The sequence below is a fragment of the Pseudomonas fluorescens genome (assembly GCF_900215245.1).
In the GTDB taxonomy this organism is placed as follows: Bacteria; Pseudomonadota; Gammaproteobacteria; order Pseudomonadales; family Pseudomonadaceae; genus Aquipseudomonas; species Aquipseudomonas fluorescens.
Genome location: NZ_LT907842.1, coordinates 5731771 through 5755234 on the forward strand (window position 1 = coordinate 5731771; position 23464 = coordinate 5755234).

The 23464-nt window shown below is 62.7% G+C and carries 19 protein-coding genes; 18 read left to right on the top strand and 1 reads right to left on the bottom strand.

All coding sequences use genetic code 11. From position 1 onward, the window contains the following. Positions 1-19: 19 nt before the first annotated feature. From treZ to CPH89_RS26570, 18 genes are all read left to right on the top strand, one after another. On the top strand, positions 20-1765 hold the full coding sequence (gene treZ, locus CPH89_RS26490; protein ID WP_053255868.1) for a malto-oligosyltrehalose trehalohydrolase: 1746 nt from the start codon (positions 20-22) through the stop codon (positions 1763-1765). Further along, positions 1762-3846, top strand: a complete 2085-nt coding sequence (gene malQ / locus CPH89_RS26495; RefSeq protein ID WP_053255867.1) for a 4-alpha-glucanotransferase — start codon at positions 1762-1764, stop codon at positions 3844-3846. The genes treZ and malQ overlap by 4 nt, the downstream gene beginning before the upstream one ends. Further along, positions 3843-6611: a malto-oligosyltrehalose synthase gene (locus CPH89_RS26500; protein WP_053255866.1), complete on the top strand. Its 2769-nt coding sequence runs from the start codon at positions 3843-3845 to the stop codon at positions 6609-6611. Before malQ ends, CPH89_RS26500 begins: the two co-directional genes overlap by 4 nt. 23 nt (positions 6612-6634) lie before the next feature. Further along, the gene (locus CPH89_RS26505; protein ID WP_053255865.1) at positions 6635-6904 is read left to right on the top strand and encodes a DUF2934 domain-containing protein; all 270 of its coding nucleotides are present in this window, start codon (positions 6635-6637) and stop codon (positions 6902-6904) included. Between the two features lie 131 nt (positions 6905-7035). Continuing rightward, entirely contained in the window at positions 7036-9192 is a 2157-nt protein-coding gene (gene glgX / locus CPH89_RS26510) for a glycogen debranching protein GlgX (protein WP_053255864.1), read from the top strand. 1 nt (position 9193) lies between these two features. Further along, entirely contained in the window at positions 9194-10192 is a 999-nt protein-coding gene (locus CPH89_RS26515; protein WP_053255863.1) for an acyl-CoA dehydrogenase family protein, read from the top strand. Beyond that, the gene (locus CPH89_RS26520; RefSeq protein ID WP_053255862.1) at positions 10189-10947 is read left to right on the top strand and encodes a PIG-L deacetylase family protein; all 759 of its coding nucleotides are present in this window, start codon (positions 10189-10191) and stop codon (positions 10945-10947) included. The genes CPH89_RS26515 and CPH89_RS26520 overlap by 4 nt, the downstream gene beginning before the upstream one ends. Then, complete coding sequence (locus tag CPH89_RS26525) at positions 10944-11543, top strand: SAM-dependent methyltransferase (protein WP_053255861.1); 600 nt, start codon at positions 10944-10946, stop codon at positions 11541-11543. Before CPH89_RS26520 ends, CPH89_RS26525 begins: the two co-directional genes overlap by 4 nt. Then, entirely contained in the window at positions 11540-12199 is a 660-nt protein-coding gene (locus CPH89_RS26530) for a glycosyltransferase family 2 protein (RefSeq protein ID WP_053255860.1), read from the top strand. The genes CPH89_RS26525 and CPH89_RS26530 overlap by 4 nt, the downstream gene beginning before the upstream one ends. Before the next feature lie 188 nt (positions 12200-12387). Continuing rightward, entirely contained in the window at positions 12388-13149 is a 762-nt protein-coding gene (locus tag CPH89_RS26535; RefSeq protein WP_053255859.1) for a PIG-L deacetylase family protein, read from the top strand. A gap of 31 nt (positions 13150-13180) precedes the next feature. Continuing rightward, the gene (locus CPH89_RS30305) at positions 13181-13324 is read left to right on the top strand and encodes a hypothetical protein (protein WP_155512285.1); all 144 of its coding nucleotides are present in this window, start codon (positions 13181-13183) and stop codon (positions 13322-13324) included. Between the two features lie 131 nt (positions 13325-13455). Next, the gene (locus CPH89_RS26540; RefSeq protein WP_053255858.1) at positions 13456-14076 is read left to right on the top strand and encodes a LysE family translocator; all 621 of its coding nucleotides are present in this window, start codon (positions 13456-13458) and stop codon (positions 14074-14076) included. Positions 14077-14106: 30 nt separating this feature from the next. Beyond that, complete coding sequence (locus CPH89_RS26545) at positions 14107-14499, top strand: ester cyclase (RefSeq protein WP_053255857.1); 393 nt, start codon at positions 14107-14109, stop codon at positions 14497-14499. A 19-nt stretch (positions 14500-14518) separates the two neighbouring features. Then, positions 14519-15001 carry a VOC family protein gene (locus CPH89_RS26550; protein ID WP_053255856.1) on the top strand — a complete coding sequence of 161 codons (483 nt, stop codon included), beginning with the start codon at positions 14519-14521 and terminating at the stop codon, positions 14999-15001. Between the two features lie 104 nt (positions 15002-15105). Further along, a complete protein-coding gene (locus CPH89_RS26555; RefSeq protein WP_053255855.1) occupies positions 15106-16083 on the top strand; it encodes an alpha/beta hydrolase in 978 nt (325 codons plus the stop codon). A gap of 285 nt (positions 16084-16368) precedes the next feature. After that, positions 16369-17220, top strand: coding sequence for a 4-hydroxy-tetrahydrodipicolinate synthase (gene dapA, locus CPH89_RS26560; RefSeq protein ID WP_053255853.1), 852 nt, complete (start codon positions 16369-16371; stop codon positions 17218-17220). A 143-nt stretch (positions 17221-17363) separates the two neighbouring features. Continuing rightward, positions 17364-18740, top strand: coding sequence for a pyridoxal-phosphate dependent enzyme (locus CPH89_RS26565; RefSeq protein WP_053255852.1), 1377 nt, complete (start codon positions 17364-17366; stop codon positions 18738-18740). Continuing rightward, complete coding sequence (locus tag CPH89_RS26570; RefSeq protein ID WP_053255851.1) at positions 18737-19903, top strand: cystathionine gamma-synthase; 1167 nt, start codon at positions 18737-18739, stop codon at positions 19901-19903. The genes CPH89_RS26565 and CPH89_RS26570 overlap by 4 nt, the downstream gene beginning before the upstream one ends. A gap of 1253 nt (positions 19904-21156) precedes the next feature. On the opposite strand, the gene CPH89_RS26575 is transcribed toward CPH89_RS26570, so the two are convergent. After that, complete coding sequence (locus CPH89_RS26575) at positions 21157-23355, bottom strand: OsmC domain/YcaO domain-containing protein (protein ID WP_053255850.1); 2199 nt, start codon at positions 23353-23355, stop codon at positions 21157-21159. Positions 23356-23464 lie beyond the last annotated feature (109 nt).

The following is a 23464-nucleotide window of genomic DNA, read 5'->3' on the forward strand; positions in this document are numbered from 1 at the left end:
TCAAGGGAGGGCTTCATAGATGCCGTCACGGAATCTGGAAACCTGGCCCCACGGCGCAATCATGTTGGACGCGCAACACACGCGTTTTGCCTTGTGGGCGCCAGACGCGTTTTATGTCAGCGTTGAATTGGAAGACGGCAAGTCCATCGCCATGCTGCCCCAGGCAGATGGCTGGTTTGAAGTGGAGGTGAAGTGCCCGGCGGGCACTCACTACCGCTATAACATCGACGGCGAAACCGATGTACCCGACCCGGCATCCAGGGCGCAAGCCGACGATGTGCATGGTTGGAGCGTCGTCGTCGACCCGCTCGCCTATCAATGGCGACACCCTAACTGGCAAGGCCGCCCCTGGCATGAGGCGGTGATTTACGAGCTGCACGTTGGCGTACTGGGCGGGTACGCCGCTGTTGAACAGCAACTGCCGCGCCTCGCCGAACTGGGCGTGACCGCGATTGAATTGATGCCCTTGGCGCAATTCCCCGGCGAGCGCAATTGGGGCTACGACGGGGTTCTGCCCTACGCGCCGCATTCTTCCTACGGCTCCCCCGAACAGCTCAAGGCCCTGATCGACAGTGCTCACGAGCATGGCCTGGCCGTGATCCTCGATGTGGTCTACAACCACTTCGGCCCCGATGGCAATTACCTGGGCCAATACGCCAAAGGCTTCTTCCAGGAAGAGGTGCACACGCCCTGGGGCGCCGGGATTGATTTCGATCGCCGTGAGGTGCGCGACTTCTTCCTCGACAACGCGTTGATGTGGCTGTTGGAATACCGCTTTGATGGCCTGCGCCTGGATGCGGTGCACGCCATCGACAATCCGGGGTTCCTCAAGCAATTGGCACACCGCGTGCGCCAGCAGGTGGACAGCGGTCGCCATGTCTGGCTGGTCCTGGAAAACGAACTCAACCAGGCCAGCCTGTTAAAGCACGATTTCAATGCGCAATGGAACGATGACTTTCATAACGTCCTGCACGTATTGCTGACCGGCGAAACCGACGCCTACTACAGCGACTTCGCCGCAAACCCGACCGACAAACTGGCGCGCTGCCTGGGCGAAGGGTTCATCTACCAAGGCCACACCACGCGCCATGGCCATGAGCGCGGCGAACCGAGTGGTGACCTGCCACCGAGCGCCTTCGTGGCGTTTTTGCAGAACCACGACCAGATCGGCAACCGCGCCTTGGGCGAACGTCTGCACCAGCTGTGCTCGCCCCAGGCGCTTAAGGCGGCGACCACCTTGCTGCTCATGTCGCCGATGATCCCCCTGATGTTCATGGGCGATGAAACCAACGCCAGCGAACCCTTTCTGTTTTTCACCGACCACCATGGCGAACTCGCGCAAGCGGTACGCGAAGGCCGGCGCAACGAGTTTGCCGACTTCGCCGCGTTTGCCGATCCGCAACGCCGCGAACGCATACCCGATCCGAATGCGCTGCCGACCTTTCGGCAATCGGCGCCCACGTTTACCGAGAACGCGCACGCCCAGCTCTACCGCCAGCTGTTGAGCCTGCGCCACCAGCATATCGTGCCGCACTTGCCGGGCAGCGTTCCCCTTGGCGCAGAGGTGCTGGCTGAAGGCGCCGTGACGGCGCGTTGGCGCCTGGGTAACGGCAGCGTGTTGCAAATTGACTTGAACCTCAGTGCCACACCGCTGGATCACCCCGCGCCGCACCACCTGTTATTCGAAACGCATGCTGCTGATGGGGCGCACCTGTCGCCGTTCAGCGCACGCGTCGCCTTATCCCCTGTTGGAGAGCACCCTTGAGCGAAGCGAAACTGGAAATTCTCGCCAGCCGTGCGGGCCTGGCCGTCGATTGGATCGATGCAAACGGCCGCCTGCAACATGTCAAACCCGCTGCCCTGCGTGCCGTTCTCAAAGGCCTGGGCCACCCGGCCGATACCGACGCCGAGATCGATGCCAGCCTGCTGGAACTAGAGCGCGTGCAACAAGACAAACACTTGCCGCCGCTGCTGACCGTCGACACCGGCGATGGCCTGGATCTGGCGCGCTACTTCGCCCCGGACACGCCCTGCCGCGTGAGCCTGGAGAACGGCGAAACGCTGGAGCTGCGCCTGGATGGCAACGCGGTACTGCCCGGGGTCATCGCGCTCGGCTACCACCAGGTGCATATCGACGACCAGACCTTCACCCTGGCCGTAGCCCCCACCCATTGCTACAGCGTGGCGCAAGCCACGGACAGCGAACCTGCCCGCGCCTGGGGCCTGAGTGCCCAACTGTATTCGCTGCGCCGCCTGGGCGATGGCGGCTTCGGTGACACGCTGGCCCTGGAACACCTGGCACGCAGTGCCGCCGAACGCGGCGCCGATGCCTTGGCAATCAGCCCGATGCACGCGATGTTCAGTGCCGACACAGGGCGCTACAGCCCGTATTCACCGTCCAGCCGGCTGTTCCTGAACAGCCTGTATGCATCGCCCGCCTGCATTCTCGGCGAACGCGAAGTGCGCAACGCCATAGAGGCCTGCGGTCTGGCCGATGAGCTGCACACACTCGAACAACACACCCTGATCGACTGGCCCACCGCCGCCAAAGCCAAGCAACAGCTGTTGCGCGCCTTGTATGAAGATTTCCGTCACGGTGAGCACCCACAACACGCCGACTTCCTGAGCTTTCGACAGGCAGGCGGCGAAGCCCTGGAAAACCACTGTCGCTTCGAGGCCGTGCAGGCCGCTCGCGCCGCCGCCGGGGAAGACCTCGACTGGCGGCACTGGCCCGACGCATGGCGCACCCCGCAAAGCCCGGCGCTGGCACAGTTCGCCGAGGAAAACCGCGATGAGATCGGCTATTTCGCCTTCGGCCAATGGCTGATCGCCCGCTGCCTGGAGCGCGCCCAACAAGCCGCCCGTGGCAGCGGCATGGGCGTCGGGTTGATCGCCGACCTGGCGGTTGGCGCGGACGGCGGCGGCAGCCAGGCCTGGAGCCGTCAGGATGAGCTGCTGGCCGGCCTGACGGTTGGCGCGCCACCAGACATCCTCAACCGCGCCGGACAAGGTTGGGGCATCTCCGCGTTTTCCCCGGAAGGCCTCAAGCGCAACGGCTTTCGCGCCTTTATCGAAATGCTGCGAGCCAACTTCGCCCACGCCGGCGGGTTGCGTATCGACCATGTCATGGGCCTGCAACGCCTGTGGGTGATTCCGATGGACGCTTCGCCGCGTGAAGGCGCGTACCTGTATTACCCGATCGACGACCTGCTGCGGCTGCTGGCATTGGAGTCGCAACGTCACAAGGCGATTGTGCTGGGCGAGGACCTCGGCACCGTGCCCGATGGCCTGCGCGAAAAACTCATCGGCCGTTCGATTCTGGGCATGCGCGTGTTGCTCTTCGAACAAGGCCACGACGGCCAATTCAAACCCATCCTTGACTGGCCGGACAACGCCCTGGCAACCACCAGCACCCACGACTTGCCGACGCTCAATGGCTGGTGGCACAGCCGTGATATCGAATGGAACATCCAGTTGGGCCTGATCGATGCGCCGACCGTGGAGCAATGGAGCGAACACCGCCTGCGCGAACGCCAGGCACTGCGCCAGGCCTTGAGCCAGGACCCGCAGAACTTTGTCGATGAAATTCGCAATGACACGGACCACATGATTGACGCCAGCGTGCGTTACCTGGGCCACACCCGTGCGCCGCTGGTGCTGCTGCCGTTGGAGGACGCCCTGGGCGTCGAAGAACAAGCCAACCTGCCTGGCACACTTGATACGCACCCTAATTGGCGACGTCGCCTGCCGGGTGAAGCGGCAAGCCTGCTCGACAATGCAGGCGCTGCCCGCCGCCTCGAACTGCTGGCCGTCGCGCGTAACCAAGCCCGTGAGCGTGACCGATGAAAGCCTTACCCCTGCGCGCCACCCAGCGCCTGCAATTTCATAAAGACTTCACCCTCGATGATGCGGTGCCGTTGGTGCCCTACTTCGCCCAATTGGGCATCAGTCATTTGTACGCCTCACCGCTGCTCGCCGCCCGCGCCGGCTCCATGCACGGCTACGACGTGGTCGACCCGACCACCGTCAACCCCGAGCTGGGCGGCGAACCCGCTTTGCGCCGTCTGATCGCCGCGCTGCGTGAGCACGACATGGGGCTGATCCTCGACATCGTCTCCAACCATATGGCCGTCGGTGGCGCGGATAACCCCTGGTGGCTGGACCTGCTGGAGTGGGGCCGCTTAAGCCCCTACAGCGAATTCTTCGATATCCAGTGGCATTCGCCTGACCCGCTGCTCAAAGGCCAACTGCTGATGCCATTTCTTGGCAGCGACTACGGCGAAGCCTTGCAAACCGGGACCCTGACGCTGCATTTCGACGCCGCGCACGGTGCGTTCTACGTTGAGCATTACGAACACCGTTTCCCCATCTGCCCTCGCGATTACGCGGTAATTCTGGGCACCGATGCATTGCTCAAGCCGCTGTCCGACCGCTTCAATGCCCTCGCCTATCAAGACGACGCCTACGCCGAAGCGGCGTGGCTCAAGCAGGCGCTGGCCGAACGCGCCACCGCGGACGAGGTGCTGCACGCCATCGAGCACAGACTCAGCGAATTCGACGGGCGCCAGCCTGACGGCTTTGAGCGCTTGCACCAACTGCTTGAGCAACAGGCCTACCGCTTGGCCAGTTGGCGCACTGCGGCGGACGACATCAACTGGCGGCGCTTCTTCGACGTCAACGAGCTGGGCGGGTTGCGGGTCGAACGCAGCGCCGTGTTCGAAGCCACCCATGGCAAGATTTTCCAGCTGATCAGCGAGGGCCTGGTGGATGGCCTGCGCATCGACCATATCGACGGGCTGGCCGACCCACGCGGTTATTGCCGCAAGTTGCGCCGTCGCGTGGATTCGCTGTCACCCGAGCGGCACTTGCCGATCTTCGTCGAAAAAATCCTCGGCGAAGGCGAGACCCTGCGCGAAGACTGGCAAGTGGACGGCACCACCGGCTACGAGTTCATGAATCAACTGTCGTTGCTGCAACATGCGCCCGAGGGCTTCGGCCCCCTTGCCGACTTATGGACCCGCCACAGCGAACGGCCCTCGGCGTTTATCGAAGAGGCCTGGCTCGCGCGCCAGCAAATCCTCAATGGCTCGCTGGCCGGTGACTTTGAAAGCGTGGCCCAGGCCCTGCTGCAGGTAGCCCGCGATGATGTGATGACCCGCGACCTGACCCTGGGCGCGATCCGCCGCGCGTTGCAGGCGCTGATCGTGCACTTCCCGGTGTACCGCACCTACATCAGTGCCCGCGGCCGCAGCGAGCGTGACGATGTGTTTTTCCTGCAGGCACTGGCCGGTGCCCGAAGCACCTTGAGCGAAGCTGACTGGCCGGTGCTCGATCACTTGGAAAAATGGCTCGGCGGCCAGCCTTGGCGCCAGCGCCCGGTGGGCCGTGAGCGCAAGATCCTCAAGCATGCCTGCGTGCGTTTCCAGCAACTGACCTCACCTGCCGCCGCCAAGGCCGTGGAAGACACCGCGTTCTATCGCTCGGCGGTGCTGCTGTCGCGCAATGATGTGGGCTTCAGCACCGAGCAGTTCAGCGCGCCGGTGGACGAGTTCCACGCCGTCAACCAGCAACGTTTGCAGACGTTCCCGGACAACTTGCTGGCCACCGCCACCCACGACCACAAGCGCGGCGAAGACACCCGTGCGCGTCTGGCGGTACTCAGCGAATGTGCGCCGTGGTACGTCGAGCAGGTCGAGCACTGGCGCACCCTCGCGGCGAAATTGCGCGACGACGCCCAAAGCCCTTCGGCCGGCGATGAACTCATCCTCTACCAAGTGCTACTGGGCAGTTGGCCGCTGGACCTCGACCTTGACGTTGAGGACTACCAGCAACGCCTCTGGCAATGGCAGCAAAAAGCCTTGCGCGAAGCCAAGTTGCAAAGCAGCTGGAGTGCGCCCAACGAGGCCTATGAACAGGCCGTCGAAGCGTTTCTGTCGCGGCTATTGCTCAGCGAGGAAGGCCACGCACTGCGTACCGCCCTCGCTACCGCCGCCCAGGCCATCGCCGCGGCCGGTGCCGTGAACAGTCTGGCGCAGTCCTTGCTTCGCCTCACCGTGCCGGGTGTGCCGGACCTGTACCAGGGTGATGAGTTCTGGGACTTCAGCCTGGTGGACCCGGACAACCGGCGCCCGGTGGATTTCAACGCACGGCAACGCGCGCTGAACACACCAGCGGACATCGGCGAACTGTTGTTCAACTGGCGCGACGGGCGTATCAAACAAGCGCTGATTGCCCAGGTGTTGGCCCTGCGCAAGGCCGACCCCGAGATCTTTCGGCACGGCCGTTACACGCCACTGGAAGTCACCGGCAAACACGCGGACCACGTCGTCGCGTTCTGTCGCGAGCATCAAGGCAAACAGCTGCTGGTGGTGGTGCCACGTTGGTCCCATCGCCTGCTGGAAAATAGGCCTGAAAAGGGTCCGCAGCCCCACGTCAATGCGCAGGTTTGGGGCGATACGCGGGTGAAATTACCATTCGCCGCCACGACACAAAACTGGAAGGGACTTTTTCATACAGGCGCAGTCACACCAAACAAGGAGCTGTTGATCAGCACTGCGCTGGGGGATTTCCCGGTCAATGTCTTTATCAATCCTGATGATCAAGAAAGCTGAAATTTTCTGTGAGGAGCATTGTGATGAGTACTGAAGACAAACGCATTCGCGAGTTAGCGCATCAGATCTGGGAGTCTGAAGGCAAACCCCATGGGGAGGACGCGCGTCATTGGGAAATGGCCCGCAAACTGGCCGAAGCCGAAGCGCTGACGCCGAGCAAGCCCAAGCCCGCCGCCAAACCGAAAACCGCCCCCAAGCCTGCGCCAAAACCCAAGCCTGCGGCCCCGGCCGCCGGCAAACCGGCGCCCCCGGCGGCTAAAAAGCCGGCAGCACCGAAGAAGCCCAAGCCTTAAGCCACTTTGTCTAATGAGCCTCCTTCCGCGTTGTCGGCGGGAGGTCATTTTCACTTTCCACTGCGTCAGCTGAACGATCGTCGGCACGGTCGCGCTCGGCCCGAAAAAAGACCCTTTGCAGGAGCAACTCAATGAGCAAGCCCGACAACACCCAACCGACGCCGGAAAACGAGCCGTCGCGGATTCGTGAAGGTTTGCCCTTCCCCCTCGGCGCCACCTGGGACGGCTTGGGCGTTAACTTCGCGCTGTTCTCGGCCCACGCCACAAAAGTCGAACTGTGCCTGTTCGACGACACTGGCGAAGTGGAACTGGAACGCATCGAACTGCCCGAATACACCGACGAGACCTTTCATGGCTACTTGCCCGACGCCCATCCTGGGCTGATTTACGGCTACCGCGTGTACGGTGCTTACGACCCGGCCAACGGCCACCGCTTCAACCACAACAAATTGCTGATCGACCCCTATGCCAAACAGCTGGTGGGCGAACTCAAATGGTCCGAAGCCCTGTTCGGCTACACCATCGGCCACCCGGACGACGACCTCAGTTTCGACGAACGCGACAGCGCGCCCTTCGTGCCCAAGTGCAAAGTCATCGACCCGGCGCACACCTGGGGCAACGACCAGCCGGTGCGCGTGCCATGGGATCGCACGATCATCTATGAAACCCACTTGCGCGGCATCAGCATGCGTCACCCTTCGGTGGGCGAGTCGGTGCGTGGCACCTGCGCCGGGCTGATGGAAGAGGATGTGCTCAAGCATATCCGCCAGCTGGGCGTGTCGTCGGTGGAACTGCTGCCGGTGCATGCATTCGTCAACGACCAGCACCTGCTGCAAAAAGGCATGACCAACTATTGGGGCTATAACAGCATCGCCTTCTTCGCGCCGGACCCGCGCTACCTGGCCAGCGGCAAAATCGCCGAGTTCAAGGAAATGGTCGCGCACCTGCACGAAGCCAAGCTGGAGGTGATCCTCGACGTGGTCTACAACCACACCGCCGAGGGCAACGAACGCGGCCCGACCCTGTCAATGCGCGGCATCGACAACGCTTCGTACTACCGGCTGATGCCTGACGACAAGCGCTTCTACATCAACGACTCCGGCACCGGCAATACCCTGGACTTGAGCCACCCGTGCGTACTGCAGATGGTCACCGACTCCCTGCGTTACTGGGCCACCGAGATGCACGTCGACGGTTTCCGCTTTGACCTGGCGACGATTCTCGGCCGCTACCGCGACGGCTTCGACGAGCGCCACAGCTTCCTCGTGGCCTGCCGCCAGGACCCGGTGCTGCGCCAGCTGAAAATGATCGCCGAGCCCTGGGACTGCGGCCCCGGCGGCTATCAAGTGGGGAATTTCCCGCCAGGTTGGGTGGAGTGGAACGACCGCTTCCGCGACACCGTGCGCGCCTTCTGGAAAGGTGATGACGGCCAGTTGGCGGACTTCGCCGGGCGCATGACCGCCTCCGGGGAAATGTTCAACCATCGCGGGCGCCGGCCTTACAGCTCGGTGAACTTCATCACCGCCCACGACGGTTTCACCCTGCACGACCTGGTGTCGTACAACGACAAACACAACGAAGCCAACGACGAGGACAACCAGGACGGCAGCAACAACAACCTGTCCTGGAACCATGGCGTCGAAGGCCCCACCGACGACCCGGAGATCAACGCACTGCGCCTGCGCCAGATGCGTAACTTCTTCGCCACCCTGCTGTTGGCCCAAGGCACGCCGATGCTGGTGGCCGGCGACGAATTCGCACGCACCCAGCACGGCAACAACAATGCCTATTGCCAGGACAGCGAGATCGGCTGGGTCAACTGGGATTTGGACGACGACGGCAAGGCGCTGCTCAAGTTTGTAAAACGCCTGATCAAGTTGCGCATGGCCTATCCGATCCTGCGTCGCGGCCGCTTCCTCGTGGGTGATTACAACGAAGATATCGGCGTCAAGGATGTCACCTGGCTTGCGCCGGATGGCAACGAGATGAGCACTGAACAATGGGAAGACAGCCACGGTCGCTGCCTGGGCATGTTGATGGATGGCCGCGCCCAGGAAACCGGGATTCGTCGCCCGGGTGGCGATGCGACCTTGCTGCTGGTGGTCAATGCCCACCACGACATGGTGAATTTCCGCCTGCCGCCAGTGCCTGAGGGCGAGTTCTGGACCTGCATGCTCGATACCAACGACACGGCGGTGCGTGGCCAGGAACGCTTTGATTTCGAACATGAGTACGCTGTCACTGGGCGCTCGCTGTTGCTGTTCGAACTGCAGCACGACGAGGTGTGAAATGGCCCTGCATGGATTCCTTCAAGGCAACCGCAGCTATGCGAATACGCAGGCGCTGGGGGCTGCCCTGAGGGCGCTTCAGGAGGAAGGCCTGGACCAACTGCCGTTGCCTGGCAGCGGCCAGACGTTGGAGCGCTTCAGCCGGCTGGCACAGGTGGCAGGGCATGACCTGCGCCTGTGCAAGCTGTTCGAAGGCCACACCGATGCGTTGGCGATCATCGCGGAACTCGACAGCCCCTTGCCGCCCCTGGGCAGCGTTTGGGGCATGTGGGCCGCCGAGCCACCCACCGCTAAGGTTCACGTGCGCCGTGACGGCCATCGGCTAATTGTCGATGGGCGTAAAGCCTGGTGTTCCGGCGCGGCCGTGGTCAGCCATGGCTTATTGACGGCCTGGGACGAAGACCATCATCAGCAACTGGTCGCGGTAGAAATGGACCAGCCTGGCGTGAAGGTGACGGACGAAGGGTGGAGCGCGGTCGGTATGGCGGCAACCGCCAGCGTCGAAATCGTCTTCGACTCGGCACGCGGCATCGCAGTCGGCGGCCCGGGCGATTACTTGTCGCGCCCGGGCTTCTGGCAGGGTGGCGTCGGCATCGCGGCGTGCTGGTATGGCGGCGCCCAACGCTTGGCCGAGGTGCTGCGCGAGCAATGCAGCAAGCGGCCCGAACCGCATGCCCTCGGCCATTTGGGCGCGGTCGACAGCCTGCTCAACAGTGCGGCCTGTGTGCTGCGTGATGCCGCTGAGCAGATCGACCGCGAACCTCGGGCGAATGCTCGGCCGCTGGCCCAACAGGCACGCGCCTGCATCGAAGATACCGTCGAGCAGGTGATCCGCCATGTGGGGCGCGCGGTCGGTGCGGGGCCGTATTGCAAAGACGCGCACTTCGCGCAGTTGATGGCGGACTTGCCGGTCTATGTGCGCCAGAGCCACGCCGAACGTGACCTGGCCGCCTTGGGCGAGCTGGTGCTCGAACAACCTACAGGGAGGTGGCTGTTGTGAAACCCAACCCGATCGTCGGCCAGGGTACGCCGCTGCATCAGTGGCAAGCCTCCTCTCATATGGCCGAGCTGCCACACATCAGCATTGAACAGTTGGTGCCCGCAGGGCATCGCGCTGTGATCATCGCCCCGCACCCGGACGACGAAGTGCTCGGCTGTGGTGGCTTGCTGCAGGGTTTGGCGGCGCTGGGCCGGCCGCTGCAGTTGATTTCCGTGACCGACGGCAGCGCCAGCCATCCTGGCTCCACCCGTTGGCCGGTGGCGCGTCTGGGCGTGATACGCCCGCAGGAATCGGCGCAGGCCCTGCACCGCCTGGGCGTGCCGCTGCACAGTTTAATCTGGCTGCGCGCGGGGTTCACCGACAGCAAGGTGGCGGAACGAGAAGAGGCGCTGAGTGCGTTTATCCAACGCTACCTCAAGCCCACCGATGTGGTGTTCACCACTTGGCGCGAAGACGGTCACTGCGACCATGAAGCCGTCGGCCGGGCCAGTGCAAAGGCCGCCCTCGCGGTGGGCGCAACCCTCTACGAGTTGCCGGTCTGGACCTGGCACTGGGCAACCCCCGAGGACAGCCAGGTGCCATGGCACCGTGCCCGCAAACTGCTGCTGACGCCCGAAGCGGTGGCGCGCAAGCGGCACGCGATTCACGCCTTTGCCAGCCAGTTGGAGGGTGACCCGCAAATCGGTCTTGCGCCGGTGCTGGCGCCCTATGTAGTGGAGCGCTTGCTGCAACCTTTTGAAGTGGTGTTTGTATGAGTGTGGCCACGCCGTATTTTGATCAACTGTTCGCGGGCAATGACGACCCCTGGGCCTTTCGCCACCGCTGGTACGAGCAACGCAAACGCGCGCTGACCGGCGCGCTGCTGACCCGCCCCCGCTATGCCTCGATTTTTGAACCCGGTTGCGCCAACGGCGAACTGAGTGCCGAGTTAGCGCTACGTTGTGAGCGCCTGGTGTGCTGCGACACCGCCGCTGCCGCCGTCGCGCTGGCGAAAACCCGCTTGCTGGAGTTCCCCCACGCCCAGGTCTACCAGGGCCGCCTGCCCGACCAATGGCCGACAGGCCGGTTCGAACTCATCGTGCTGAGCGAGCTGTGCTACTACCTCGACGCCGATGACTTGCACCGTCTGATTGACTGCGTCCTCGCTTCACTGACGGACAACGGGCAGTTGCTCGCCTGTCACTGGCGACCCATGATCGAGGGCTGCCCGCACACCGCCGAACAGGTACATGCGGTACTGCAACAGCGACTGGACATGCCCCACGTCGTGCACCATCACGAAAGTGATTTCCTACTCGACCTGTGGAGCCGTGACGGCACCTCGGTCGCCAGCCATGAGGGCTTGCGATGATCGGCATTCTGATCCCGGTACATAACGAAGAAGCGTTGCTGGCCGAGTGCCTCAACGCCGCAATGATTGCTGCAAGCCACCCCGGATTACTCGGTGAACCCGTGCAGATCCTCGCGGTGCTCGACAGCTGCAGCGATGGCAGTGCGGCGATTGCCCAGGCGTATCCGGTGCAGTGCCTGCCGGTACACGCGCGCAATGTCGGGCACGCGCGTGGGGTGGGTGCGCGGCATTTACTCAATCAAGGCGTGCGCTGGATTTCGTGTACGGACGCCGATAGCCGTGTCGCCCCCGACTGGTTGGTGGCGCAATTGGCGCTGGGCACCGACGCGGTGTGTGGCACCGTGACCGTCGACGCCTGGAGCCAGGGCTTCGGCCCTGCGGCGCAAATTCGCTACCACCAGGCCTATGAGGCTCGCGACGGCCATCGCCATATCCACGGTGCCAACCTGGGTATCAGTGCGGGCGCCTATGTGCAGTCCGGTGGCTTCGAGCCGCTGGCCTGCCACGAAGATGTGCAACTGGTGCGCAACCTGGAGCGGTGCGGCGCATCCATCGCTTGGAGCCACACGCCGCAGGTCACTACCAGCGCGCGCCTGGACTGCCGCGCCCAAGGCGGTTTTGGCGATTATTTGAAAAGCCTGATGCAGGCCACTTGAAAAAATCGACATTGCACGATGTAAAAGCGCCGAATCCTTGTCTATGCTGAAACCGCCTTGCTGCCATCCAGGGTTGGATGGCCGCCGTTCACCGCAGCGGAGCCTGCGGTGAAACAAGACAGCTGATTATAAGAAGTCGTCTCCGCAGAGGGCACGACCCAGCATCAATCCACAAGGACGTACTATTCATGAAGCCTGCCTCCTTAAGCGAGGGCCGTCGCGGCCCTGCGCAAATCTGGAACAGTGCGCCCCAGCTGGCGCAAATCCCCGCCATCAACCCCTCTTCACTGGTGCCCCGCGGGGCGCGAGTGGTGGTTATCGCCCCCCATCCGGGTGACGAGGTATTGGCCTGCGGGGGCTTGCTGCAACTGCTCAGCACCCTTGAATACCCCCTGCTGTTGATCTCCATCACTGATGGCAGCGCCAGCCATCCAGGCTCTAACCTGTGGCCGGCGAGCCGCCTGAGCGTGATTCGCCCGCAGGAAAGCGCCGAGGCACTGCGGCGCCTGGGGATGCCGTTACACAGCCTGAAGTGGATTCGTGGCGGCTTTTGTGACAACGCCCTCGGCGTCCGCGAGCAGCCACTGAGCCAGTTTATTGCGCGCTACCTGCAACCCAGTGATGTGGTCTTCACCACCTGGCGCCACGACGGCAACGATGACCATGACGCCGTTGGCCGCGCCAGTGCCAAAGCCTGCACACTGACCGGCGCGCGCCTGTACGAGCTGCCGGTCTGGGCGTGGCACTGGCCGGCGCGCGAAGGCTCGGTGATCCCTTGGCAACGCGCGCGTAAAATTCGCCTGGACACCTGGAGCGTCGCCCGCAAACTGCACGCCGCCCATGCGTATGCCAGCCAATTGGACGGCGACCCGGAAATCGGGCTGGCGCCGATACTCGCCCAGGATTTGCTGGAGCGCATGCGCGAGCCTTACGAAATCGTGTTCACCTGAGTGAGGCCTAGGTATCGCACTGTGAGTGATGGTGAGTGCCCACGCCTATGCCGGTTGCGGCAACATCGCTGACAGCCACCAACGCGCGTATTGCGAAGGCAAAACCAGTGGCCAAAGCTGTAGCAACATTCGCGACAGCACCTTGCGCAACGCCTGCGAGGCGATGAAGCGCTGATCGCAGCCCACGCGGGGCCCGCCGCACTTGCTCGGCGCGGGCCCCGCGGCACTGAATGCCTCGGTTGTTATCACGCCTGCCCTTCTCTTACGCTTGTGAGCACCTCAACCCGAGTCGCTATCGGAGCACACATGGACTTTGCCACCCTCTGCCTCTTCCTCCCGGCCTGCTTTGCCCTGAACATGGCGCCCGGACCGAACAATTTGCTGTCCGTCAGCAACGCCACGCGCTATGGCTATCGCACCTCTTGCCTCGCCGGCATTGGCCGCTTGCTGGCCTTCGCGGGCATGATCGCCCTCGCCTCAGCCGGCCTGGCGGTGGTGCTGCAAACCTCGGAGCTGTTGTTTTACGCGCTCAAGATACTGGGGGCGGCGTACCTGTTTTATCTGGCGTTGCAGTTGTGGCGGGCTAATCCGGCGGCGCAGCCTGAAGCGGCTACGGCCAAGGTGGGATTGTGGGCATTGGCGCGTCAGGAGTTTCTGGTGGCGGCGGGCAACCCGAAAGCCATCCTGATCTTCACTGCGTTCCTCCCGCAGTTCGTGGTGCCCGGCCAACCGATCACGCCACAGTTCGCACTGCTGGGCGCGATGTTTCTGATGCTCGAATGGATCGCCATCAGCGCCTACGCCTATATGGGCCTGCACATGCGCCGTTGGTTCGCCGAGCCACGTGGCCAGCGGATGTTCAATCGCTGCTGTGCGGGGCTGTTGTCGGCGGCAGCAACGGTGTTGTTAATGGCACGCCGGGCCTGAGCCGTATCGCCTATTACGGAGTGCGCATTGATGACCAAAACCGAACTCGCCAACTTCTACCAGGGCTACATCGCTTGCCTGAACCGTGAGGACTGGGACCGGCTGGGCCACTTCGTCCATCCGGATGTCACCTACAACGCCCGCCCGATCGGCCTCGCCGGTTACCGCGCCATGCTGGAACGGGATTTCCGTGAAATCCCCGACCTGGTGTTTCGCATCCAACTGTTGGTCGCCGACCCGCCCACCCTCGCCAGCCGCTTGAATTTCAGGGTCAGCCCCAGGGGTGAGTTTTTCGGGCTGCCGATCAATGGCAGGACGGTGAGCTTCGATGAGAACGTATTCTATGAATGCGTCGACGGCAAAATCGCGCACGTCTGGTCAGTGATCGATAAGGCGTCGATTCAGCAGCAGCTAGCTGGATAACACACCGTGGAGACCCAAAATGAACAACAAAAATACGCTGTGCCTGTGGTTCAACGGCACCGCGCTGGAAGCCGCGACGTTCTATGCCCAGACCTTCCCGGACAGCGCCGTGAAGGCAGTACACCATGCCCCTGGCGACTATCCCAACGGTAAACAAGGCGACGTGTTGACCGTCGAATTCACGGTCCTGGGCATCCCCTGCCTGGGCCTGAATGGTGGGCCGGCGTTTCCACACACTCAGGCGTTTTCATTCCAGGTGGCGACAGATGACCAAGCGGAAACCGACCGCTATTGGCACGCCATTATCCAAAACGGCGGCCAGGCCAGTGCCTGCGGCTGGTGCCAGGACAAGTGGGGGTTGTCCTGGCAGATAACGCCGCGCGTGCTGAGCGCTGCGGTGACCCATCCCGACCCGGCGACGGCCAAGCGTGCGTTTGACGCGATGATGACCATGAGCAAAATCGACATTGCCGCCATCGAGGCCGCCGTGGCCGGGCGCTGAAGGCCTGCAAAGATCGCGGGTGGGCGCGGGCGTGAGCGCTCCCACAGACATCGGCGTTCTGGCATCCTTACCGCCCCAAGTCGTCAAACGCGAGCGGTAGGCCCATGAACCACGGCGTCAAACTTGAAGCACGCACTGTCCCGGTCCCGCAGTCGATCAGCCCTGAAGCCCAAGCGACCCTGCAACGCCTGGTTGGCGCGGACGGCGTGCCGCTCAACGCGCTGCACGCCATGCCCGCGCCCGACGACCACGACGGCTGGCGCCGCCTGCAAGCCGCCGTTGCCGAGCACTACGCCAGTGTCAACGCCGGGCAGGCGGCCGCCCTGCGCGCCAGCCTGCACACCATCACCGTAGAAAATGCCACTGTGCACGTGGCCACACCGGCGACTGAGAGTGAGTTTGCCTACATCGACCTGCACGGCGGCGCGCTGGTCTTCGGTGGCGGGGAAAACTGCCGCATCGCCGCAGGCAAGCAGGCCGATTTGCACAACATGCTCTGCTACGGCATCGATTACCGCATGCCACCCGAGCATCCTTACCCGGCCGCGCTGGATGACTGCATGGCCACCTACCGGCATGTGCTGCAGCACCACGCCGCAGAACACATCGTGATTGGCGGGCGTTCGGCCGGCGGCAACCTCGCGGCGGCCCTGGTGTTGCGCGCCCGTGATGAAGGTTTGCCACTCCCGGCGGCGCTGGTGCTGCTGTCACCGGAGGTGGACCTGACCGAGTCCGGTGACAGTTTCCAGGTCAACCGGACCGTCGACGTGATACTGCCTAACCCGTTGATGGGCACCAACCTGCTATACGCCAACGGCGCCGACCTGACTCACCCGTACCTGTCGCCACTGTTTGGCGATTTTGCACCCGGCTTCCCGCCGACCTTCCTGCAAAGCGGCACGCGGGACCTGTTCCTGTCCAACACCGTGCGCCTGCACCGCGCCTTGCGCCAGGCGCGGGTGCCGGCGGTGCTGCATGTGTTCGAGGCGATGCCCCATGGCGGTTTCATGGGCGCGCCGGAAGATGCGGAGTTGGCCGCCGAGGTCGCAGAATTTGTGCGGACGCAGCTGCAGCGGGGTTGACACATTCAGTCACACGCCCTGAAGATGGAGGCCTTATTCAGGGTGTGTTACCTCATGTCCGCATCGTCTTTCGCTAACGTTTCCGTCATTGGCTTGATTGCCAAGGCGCAAGCGTGCGTTGCGCACACCCTCAAATCGAAGAAACAGTCGCTCATGTGACCGGGGCGCGCTGTCCCGTCAGATGAGCTGACTGGACATTGAGCGCGACGGACCTCCCTCCTCTTTGCACAATTGCCTAGGCCCTTCTGACGGTGACTCCAGCGGTCAACTATCAGGAGAAAGTGCATGTCATCGTTTCAAGATATCTGGGTTCCCGTGGTCACGCCGTTTCATGACGGCGCCATCGATTTTATCGGCCTGCGCCGGCTGATCAGCCATTTGCTCGACAAGCACGTGGCCGGGATCATGGTCTGCACCACGACCGGAGAAGCCGCCTCGTTGAGTCGTTCCGAACAGCTGGCGGTGCTGGATGCCGTGTTGCAGCAGGTCCCGGCGCACCGCGTGGTGATGGGCCTGTCGGGCAACAACCAGATAGAACTGCTGCAGTTTCAGCGCGAGATCCTCACGCGCCCGGTGGCCGGCCTGCTGGTGCCGGCGCCGAGCTACATCCGCCCTTCGCAGGCGGGCCTTGAAGCGTTTTTCCACACCGTCGCCGATGCGTCCGGCGTGCCGATCATTCTCTACGACATTCCCTACCGCACGGGCGTGACCTTCGAACAGGCCACGTTGCTGAGCATCATCAAGCACCCGCGAATCGTCGCTATCAAGGATTGTGGCGGTAACCTGGCCAATACCCTGGCGCTGATCGCCAGTGGCGAGGTGGCGGTGTTGTGTGGCGAAGACATGCAGATTTTCAACGCGTTGTGCCTGGGTGCCAGCGGTGCGATTGCGGCCTCGGCGCATGTGCAGACTGCAGACTTTGTGGCGCTGTGCCAGCAGGTGCGGGATAACCAGCTCGTCGAGGCCCGGGCGACTTTTTTCACGTTACTGCCACTGATCAACACTCTGTTTATGGAGCCCAACCCGGCGCCGGTCAAGGCTGCGCTGGCCCTTGAAGGGTTAATCGGCAGTGAGCTGCGGGCGCCGATGCAAGCCGCCAGTGCACGGGTACAGCAGGCATTACGCCAGCGGCTGTAAAGAGCCGACCCGGCTCATGCGCCAAAAAAAGACATCCAGCGGACCGCCCGGTTGCGACCGGCGCGATCCCGGCCTATGTTCCAAGCCATGCTGTGCATTTCTGCTGTGCCTCCCTTACACCTAATCCGTGCCCAGGTGATGACATGCCCACGCTTTCCCGCCCCGCCGTACTGGAGCTGATCGGCAACACGCCGTTGGTCAAGGTCAGCCGTTTTGATACAGGCCTGTGCACGCTGTTTCTCAAACTTGAATCGCAAAACCCTGGCGGCTCGATCAAGGACCGTATCGGCCTGGCCATGATCGACGCCGCCGAACGCGACGGCCGTTTGCGCCCCGGCGGCACCCTCATTGAAGCCACTGCCGGCAACACCGGGCTGGGCCTGGCGCTGGTGGGCCGGGCCAAAGGCTACCGCGTGGTGCTGGTGGTGCCCGACAAGATGTCCACTGAAAAAGTGCTGCACTTGAAGGCGATGGGCGCCGAAGTGCATATCACCCGCTCCGACGTCGGCAAGGGCCACCCCGAGTATTACCAGGATGTTGCCGCGCGCCTGGCCAAGGACATTCCCGATGCATTCTTCGCCGACCAGTTCAACAACCCGGCCAACCCGCTCGCCCACGAAACCAGCACCGCCCCGGAGATCTGGGCGCAAACCCAGCATGATGTGGACGCGATTGTGGTGGGTGTCGGTTCGGCCGGCACCCTCACCGGCCTGACACGCTTCTTCAAGCGGGTGCAACCGGACCTGGCCATGGTGCTGGCCGACCCGGTGGGCTCGGTAATGGCTGAATACAGCCGCAGCGGCCAGCTGGACACGCCAGGGTCGTGGGCGGTGGAAGGCATCGGCGAAGACTTCATTCCATCGATAGCCGACCTTTCCAGCGTGCGTCACGCCTACTCCATCAGCGATGAAGAAAGCTTCGACCACGCCCGCCAGTTACTCAAGGCCGAAGGTATCCTGGGCGGCTCGTCCACCGGCACCCTGCTGGCCGCCGCCCTGCGCTATTGCCGCGAACAAACCACACCGAAACGGGTGGTCACCTTCGTCTGTGACACCGGCACGCGCTACTTGTCGAAGGTCTACAACGACCAATGGATGAAGGACGCGGGCCTGCTCCAATACAAACACTACGGCGACTTGCGCGACCTGATCGCACGCCGTTTCGAAGACGGCCGGGTGATCAGCGTCAGCCCCGACGACACCTTGCTCACCGCCTTCCAGCGCATGCGCCTGGCGGACGTTTCCCAGCTGCCGGTGCTGGTGGACGGCCAGCAACTGGTGGGGGTGATCGATGAGTCCGACATCCTGCTGGGCCTGCACAATGACGCCGCGGACTTCTCCATGACCGTCGCCAGCGCCATGACCGCCACCGTGCACACCCTCGCCCCCGGCGCCAGCCTCGCCCAATTGCAGGCGGAACTCGATCGCGGCCTGGTCGCCATCATCGCCGACGCGGCGGGCTTCCACGGCCTGATAACCCGCGTCGACTTGCTCAATCACCTACGGAGATCCCTTGCATGAGTCAGCCCGATAAAAGCGCCTTTGCCACCCGCGTGATCCACGCCGGGCAATCACCCGACCCGACCACGGGAGCGCTGATGCCGCCGATCTATGCCAACTCCACCTACCTGCAAGACAGCCCCGGCGTGCACAAGGGCTTTGATTACGGTCGCTCGCACAACCCGACGCGTTTTGCCCTGGAGCGCTGCGTCGCCAACCTTGAGGGCGGCAGCCAGGCGTTCGCCTTCGCGTCCGGGCTGGCCGCGATTTCCACCGTGCTGGAACTGCTGGATGCCGGTGCGCATGTGGTGTCCGGCAACGACCTGTACGGTGGCACCTTCCGCCTGTTCGACAAGGTGCGCCAACGCAGCGCCGGGCACCGTTTCAGCTTTGTCGACCTGACAGACCTGGCGGCGTTCGAAGCGGCGTTGCAGGACGACACGCGCATGGTCTGGGTCGAAACCCCGAGCAACCCGCTGCTGAGCCTCACCGACCTCAGCGCCATCGCGCGGATCTGCCGTGAGCGTGGCATCCTCTGCGTGGCTGACAATACGTTCGCCAGCCCGTGGATTCAACGCCCGCTGGAATTGGGGGTCGACATCGTGGTGCACTCGACCACCAAATACCTCAACGGCCACTCCGACGTGATCGGCGGCATCGCCATCGTCGGCCACAACCCGGACCTGGCCGAGCGCCTGGGCTTCCTGCAAAACTCGGTCGGCGCCATCGCGGGCCCGTTCGATGCCTTTTTAACCCTGCGCGGCGTGAAAACCCTGGCACTGCGCATGGAGCGCCATTGCAGCAACGCCCTGGACCTGGCGACCTGGCTGGAACAACAGCCGCAAGTGTCACGGGTGTACTACCCGGGCCTGGCGTCGCACCCGCAACACGCGCTGGCGCGTCGGCAAATGCGCGGGTTTGGCGGGATGATTTCAGTGGACTTGAACACAGACCTGGCTGGCGCTACGCGCTTTCTGGAGAATGTCACGATCTTCGCCCTGGCCGAGAGCCTCGGCGGCGTGGAAAGCCTGATCGAACACCCGGCGATCATGACCCATGCCAGCATCCCCGCAGCGACGCGGGCGCAGTTGGGCATTGGTGATGGGTTGGTGCGATTGTCGGTGGGGGTTGAGGATGTGGAGGATCTAAGGGCCGACCTGGCCCAGGCGTTGGCGCGTATCTAACCCGATCGTCGAACCATGAATAGCCCGCTCCCACCGTTGGTTTAGCGTCAGGCTGGAGTGATGATGGCAACTGCCGGTTTGGCGTTGGCGCTGATCCAACGGCAACACTCGGTCAAGTGTGGGAGCGGGCTTGCTCGCGAAAGCGCCGTGTCAGTCAACTGGTGTATCAACTGACCCAACGCCTTCGCGAGCAAGCCCGCTCCCACCGTTGGTTTAGCATCAGGCTGAGGTGATGATGGCAACTGCCGGTTTGGCGTTGGCGCTGATCCAACGGCAATACTCGGTCAAGTGTGGGAGCGGGCTTGCTCGCGAAAGCGCCGTGTCAGTCAACTGGTGTATCAACTGACCCAACGCCTTCGCGAGCAAGCCCGCTCCCACCGTTGGTTTAGCATCAAGCTGAGGTGATGATGGCAACTGCCGGTTTGGCGTTGGCGCTGATCCAACGGCAACACTCGGTCAAGTGTGGGAGCGGGCTTGCTCGCGAAAGCGCCGTGTCAGTCAACTGATGTATCAACTGACCCAACGCCTTCGCGAGCAAGCCCGCTCCCACCGTTGGTTTAGCATCAGGCTGAGGTGATGATGGCAACTGCCGGTTTGGCGTTGGCGCTGATCCAACGGCAACACTCGGTCAAGTGTGGGAGCGGGCTTGCTCGCGAAAGCGCCGTGTCAGTCCACTGATGTATCAACTGACCCAACGCCTTCGCGAGCAAGCCCCGCTCCCACCGTTGGCTTAGCGTCAGGCCGAGGTGATAGTGGCAGCTGCCGGTTTGGCGTTGGCGCTGATCCAACGGCAATACTCGGTCAAGTGTGGGAGCGGGCTTGCTCGCGAAAGCGCCGTGTCAGTCAACTGGTGTATCAACTGACCCAACGCCTTCGCGAGCAAGCCCGCTCCCACCGTTGGTTTAGCGTCAGGCTGGAGTGATGATGGCAACTGCCGGTTTGGCGTTGGCGCTGATCCAACGGCAACACTCGGTCAAGTGTGGGAGCGGGCTTGCTCGCGAAAGCGCCGTGTCAGTCAATTGGTGTATCAACTGACCCAACGCCTTCGCGAGCAAGCCCGCTCCCACCGTTGGTTTAGCATCAGGCTGAGGTGATGATGGCAACTGCCGGTTTGGCGTTGGCGCTGATCCAACGGCAACACTCGGTCAAGTGTGGGAGCGGGCTTGCTCGCGAAAGCGCCGTGTCAGTCAACTGATGTATCAACTGACCCAACGCCTTCGCGGGCAAGCCCCGCTCCCACCGTTGGCTTAGCGTCAGGCCGAGGTGATGGTGGCGCGTGCGGCGTGCAGTTTTTTGTAGCTCTCGATTAAGCGCAAATGCCGGTCCAGCCCTTCCAGCTTCAGGCTGGTCGGCGTCAAGCCATGGAAGCGCACCGTGCCATTCACCGAGCCGATTACCGCGTCCATCCGCTCGTTACCAAACATGCGGCGGAAGTTGGCTTCGTAGTCTGCCAGCACCAGGTCCTCGTCCAGGTGCATCTCCAACACCGCATTCACCGCCTGGTAGAACAGGCCGCGATCGGCAGTGTTGTCGTTGTACTGCAGGAACATTTCCACGCACTCTTTGGCCTCTTCATACTGCTGCAAGGCGAGGTAGATCAGCAGCTTCAACTCCAGGATGGTCAGTTGACCCCATGCAGTGTTGTCGTCGAACTCGATGCCGATCAAAGTGGTGATGTCGGTGTAGTCGTCCAGCTCGCTTTCCACCAGGCGCTCGACCAATGCCTTGAGTTCGTCATCGTCCAGGCTGTGCAGGTTGAGGATGTCGGCGCGGAAAAACAGCGCCTTGTTGGTGTTGTCCCAGATCAGGTCGTCCACCGGGTAAATTTCCGAGTAGTCCGGCACCAGGATGCGGCAGGCGGTAGCGCCAAGGTGCTCGTACACGGCCATGTAGGATTCTTTGCCCATACCTTCGAGAATACCGAACAGGGTCGCAGCTTCTTCGGCATTCGAGTTCTCACCCTGGCCCGAGAAGTCCCACTCGACGAACGCGTAATCGGACTGGGCACTGAAGAAGCGCCACGACACCACACCGCTGGAGTCGATAAAGTGCTCGACGAAGTTGTTCGGCTCGGTGACCGCGTGGCCTTCAAAGGTCGGTTGCGGCAAGTCGTTCAAGCCTTCGAAACTGCGCCCCTGGAGCAATTCGGTGAGGCTGCGCTCCAGCGCCACTTCCAGGCTCGGGTGCGCGCCAAACGAAGCGAATACGCCGCCGGTGCGCGGGTTCATCAGGGTCACGCACATCACCGGGAATTCACCGCCCAGGGACGCGTCCTTGACCAATACCGGGAAGCCCTGGGCTTCCAGGCCTTGAATGCCGGCCAGAATTCCCGGGTACTTGGCCAGTACCTCGGCAGGCACGTCCGGCAGCGCGAATTCGCCTTCGATGATTTCGCGTTTTACCGCGCGTTCGAAAATTTCCGACAGGCACTGCACCTGGGCTTCGGCCAGGGTATTGCCCGCGCTCATGCCGTTGCTGAGGTAGAGGTTTTCGATCAGGTTGGACGGGAAGTACACCACCTCGCCATCGGACTGGCGTACAAACGGCAGCGAGACAATGCCGCGCGCTTCGTTGCCGGAGTTGGTGTCGAACAGGTGCGAGCCACGCAGTTCGCCGTCGCGGTTGTAGATCTTCAGGCAGTAGGCGTCGAGGATCTCCGTTGGCAGCTCATCGTTACGGCCCGGCTGGAACCAGCGCTCATCCGGGTAATGCACGAACGGCGCGTTGGCCAGTTCTTCACCCCAGAACTGATCGTTGTAGAAGAAGTTGCAATTGAGCCGCTCGATAAACTCGCCCAACGCCGACGCCAGTGCGCCTTCCTTGGTCGCGCCCTTGCCGTTGGTAAAGCACATCGGCGAGTGCGCATCGCGGATATGCAGCGACCACACGTTAGGCACGATGTTGCGCCACGAGGCGATTTCAATTTTCATGCCCAGGCCAGCCAGGATGCCGGACATGTTGGCGATGGTCTGCTCCAGCGGCAGGTCCTTGCCCGCGATGTAGGTGCCCGCGTCGGAGGTCGAGCCGGGCATCAACAGCGCCTGGGCATCGGCGTCGAGGTTTTCCACCTCTTCGATGACAAATTCCGGCCCGGCCTGCACGACTTTCTTTACCGTGCAACGGTCGATGGAACGCAGGATGCCCTGGCGATCCTTGTCGGAGATGTCCGCCGGCAACTCGACCTGAATTTTGAAGATCTGGTTGTAGCGGTTTTCCGGATCAACGATGTTGTTTTGCGACAGCCGAATATTGTCCGTGGGGATATTGCGCGTTTCGCAGTACAGCTTCACAAAGTACGCCGCACACAACGCCGACGAAGCCAGGAAGTAATCGAACGGACCCGGGGCCGAACCGTCGCCTTTGTAGCGGATCGGCTGGTCGGCAATCACCGTGAAGTCATCGAACTTGGCTTCAAGCCGAAGGTTGTCGAGAAAGTTGACCTTAATTTCCATGCGGGCACACCAGAATAACGAGCTAAACAAATTGGCCGCTATTATGAGGATTTTCAGCGGGAAGTCTCAGGGTTTTCAGAATTGCCTGCCGATCGGTGCTAACGTCCAT

What these genes read in the sequence shown, in the direction of transcription:
- glgX (WP_053255864.1), top strand. Translation starts at nt 7,036, where the DNA reads ATGAGCAAGCCCGACAACACCCAACCGACGCCGGAAAACGAGCCGTCG.
- CPH89_RS26515 (WP_053255863.1), top strand. Translation starts at nt 9,194, where the DNA reads ATGGCCCTGCATGGATTCCTTCAAGGCAACCGCAGCTATGCGAATACG.
- CPH89_RS26535 (WP_053255859.1), top strand. Translation starts at nt 12,388, where the DNA reads ATGAAGCCTGCCTCCTTAAGCGAGGGCCGTCGCGGCCCTGCGCAAATC.
- CPH89_RS26525 (WP_053255861.1), top strand. Translation starts at nt 10,944, where the DNA reads ATGAGTGTGGCCACGCCGTATTTTGATCAACTGTTCGCGGGCAATGAC.
- CPH89_RS26570 (WP_053255851.1), top strand. Translation starts at nt 18,737, where the DNA reads ATGAGTCAGCCCGATAAAAGCGCCTTTGCCACCCGCGTGATCCACGCC.
- CPH89_RS26500 (WP_053255866.1), top strand. Translation starts at nt 3,843, where the DNA reads ATGAAAGCCTTACCCCTGCGCGCCACCCAGCGCCTGCAATTTCATAAA.
- treZ (WP_053255868.1), top strand. Translation starts at nt 20, where the DNA reads ATGCCGTCACGGAATCTGGAAACCTGGCCCCACGGCGCAATCATGTTG.
- CPH89_RS26565 (WP_053255852.1), top strand. Translation starts at nt 17,364, where the DNA reads ATGCCCACGCTTTCCCGCCCCGCCGTACTGGAGCTGATCGGCAACACG.
- CPH89_RS26545 (WP_053255857.1), top strand. Translation starts at nt 14,107, where the DNA reads ATGACCAAAACCGAACTCGCCAACTTCTACCAGGGCTACATCGCTTGC.
- CPH89_RS26575 (WP_053255850.1), bottom strand. Translation starts at nt 23,355, where the DNA reads ATGGAAATTAAGGTCAACTTTCTCGACAACCTTCGGCTTGAAGCCAAG.
- CPH89_RS26530 (WP_053255860.1), top strand. Translation starts at nt 11,540, where the DNA reads ATGATCGGCATTCTGATCCCGGTACATAACGAAGAAGCGTTGCTGGCC.
- CPH89_RS26550 (WP_053255856.1), top strand. Translation starts at nt 14,519, where the DNA reads ATGAACAACAAAAATACGCTGTGCCTGTGGTTCAACGGCACCGCGCTG.
- CPH89_RS26540 (WP_053255858.1), top strand. Translation starts at nt 13,456, where the DNA reads ATGGACTTTGCCACCCTCTGCCTCTTCCTCCCGGCCTGCTTTGCCCTG.
- dapA (WP_053255853.1), top strand. Translation starts at nt 16,369, where the DNA reads ATGTCATCGTTTCAAGATATCTGGGTTCCCGTGGTCACGCCGTTTCAT.
- CPH89_RS26555 (WP_053255855.1), top strand. Translation starts at nt 15,106, where the DNA reads ATGAACCACGGCGTCAAACTTGAAGCACGCACTGTCCCGGTCCCGCAG.
- CPH89_RS26505 (WP_053255865.1), top strand. Translation starts at nt 6,635, where the DNA reads ATGAGTACTGAAGACAAACGCATTCGCGAGTTAGCGCATCAGATCTGG.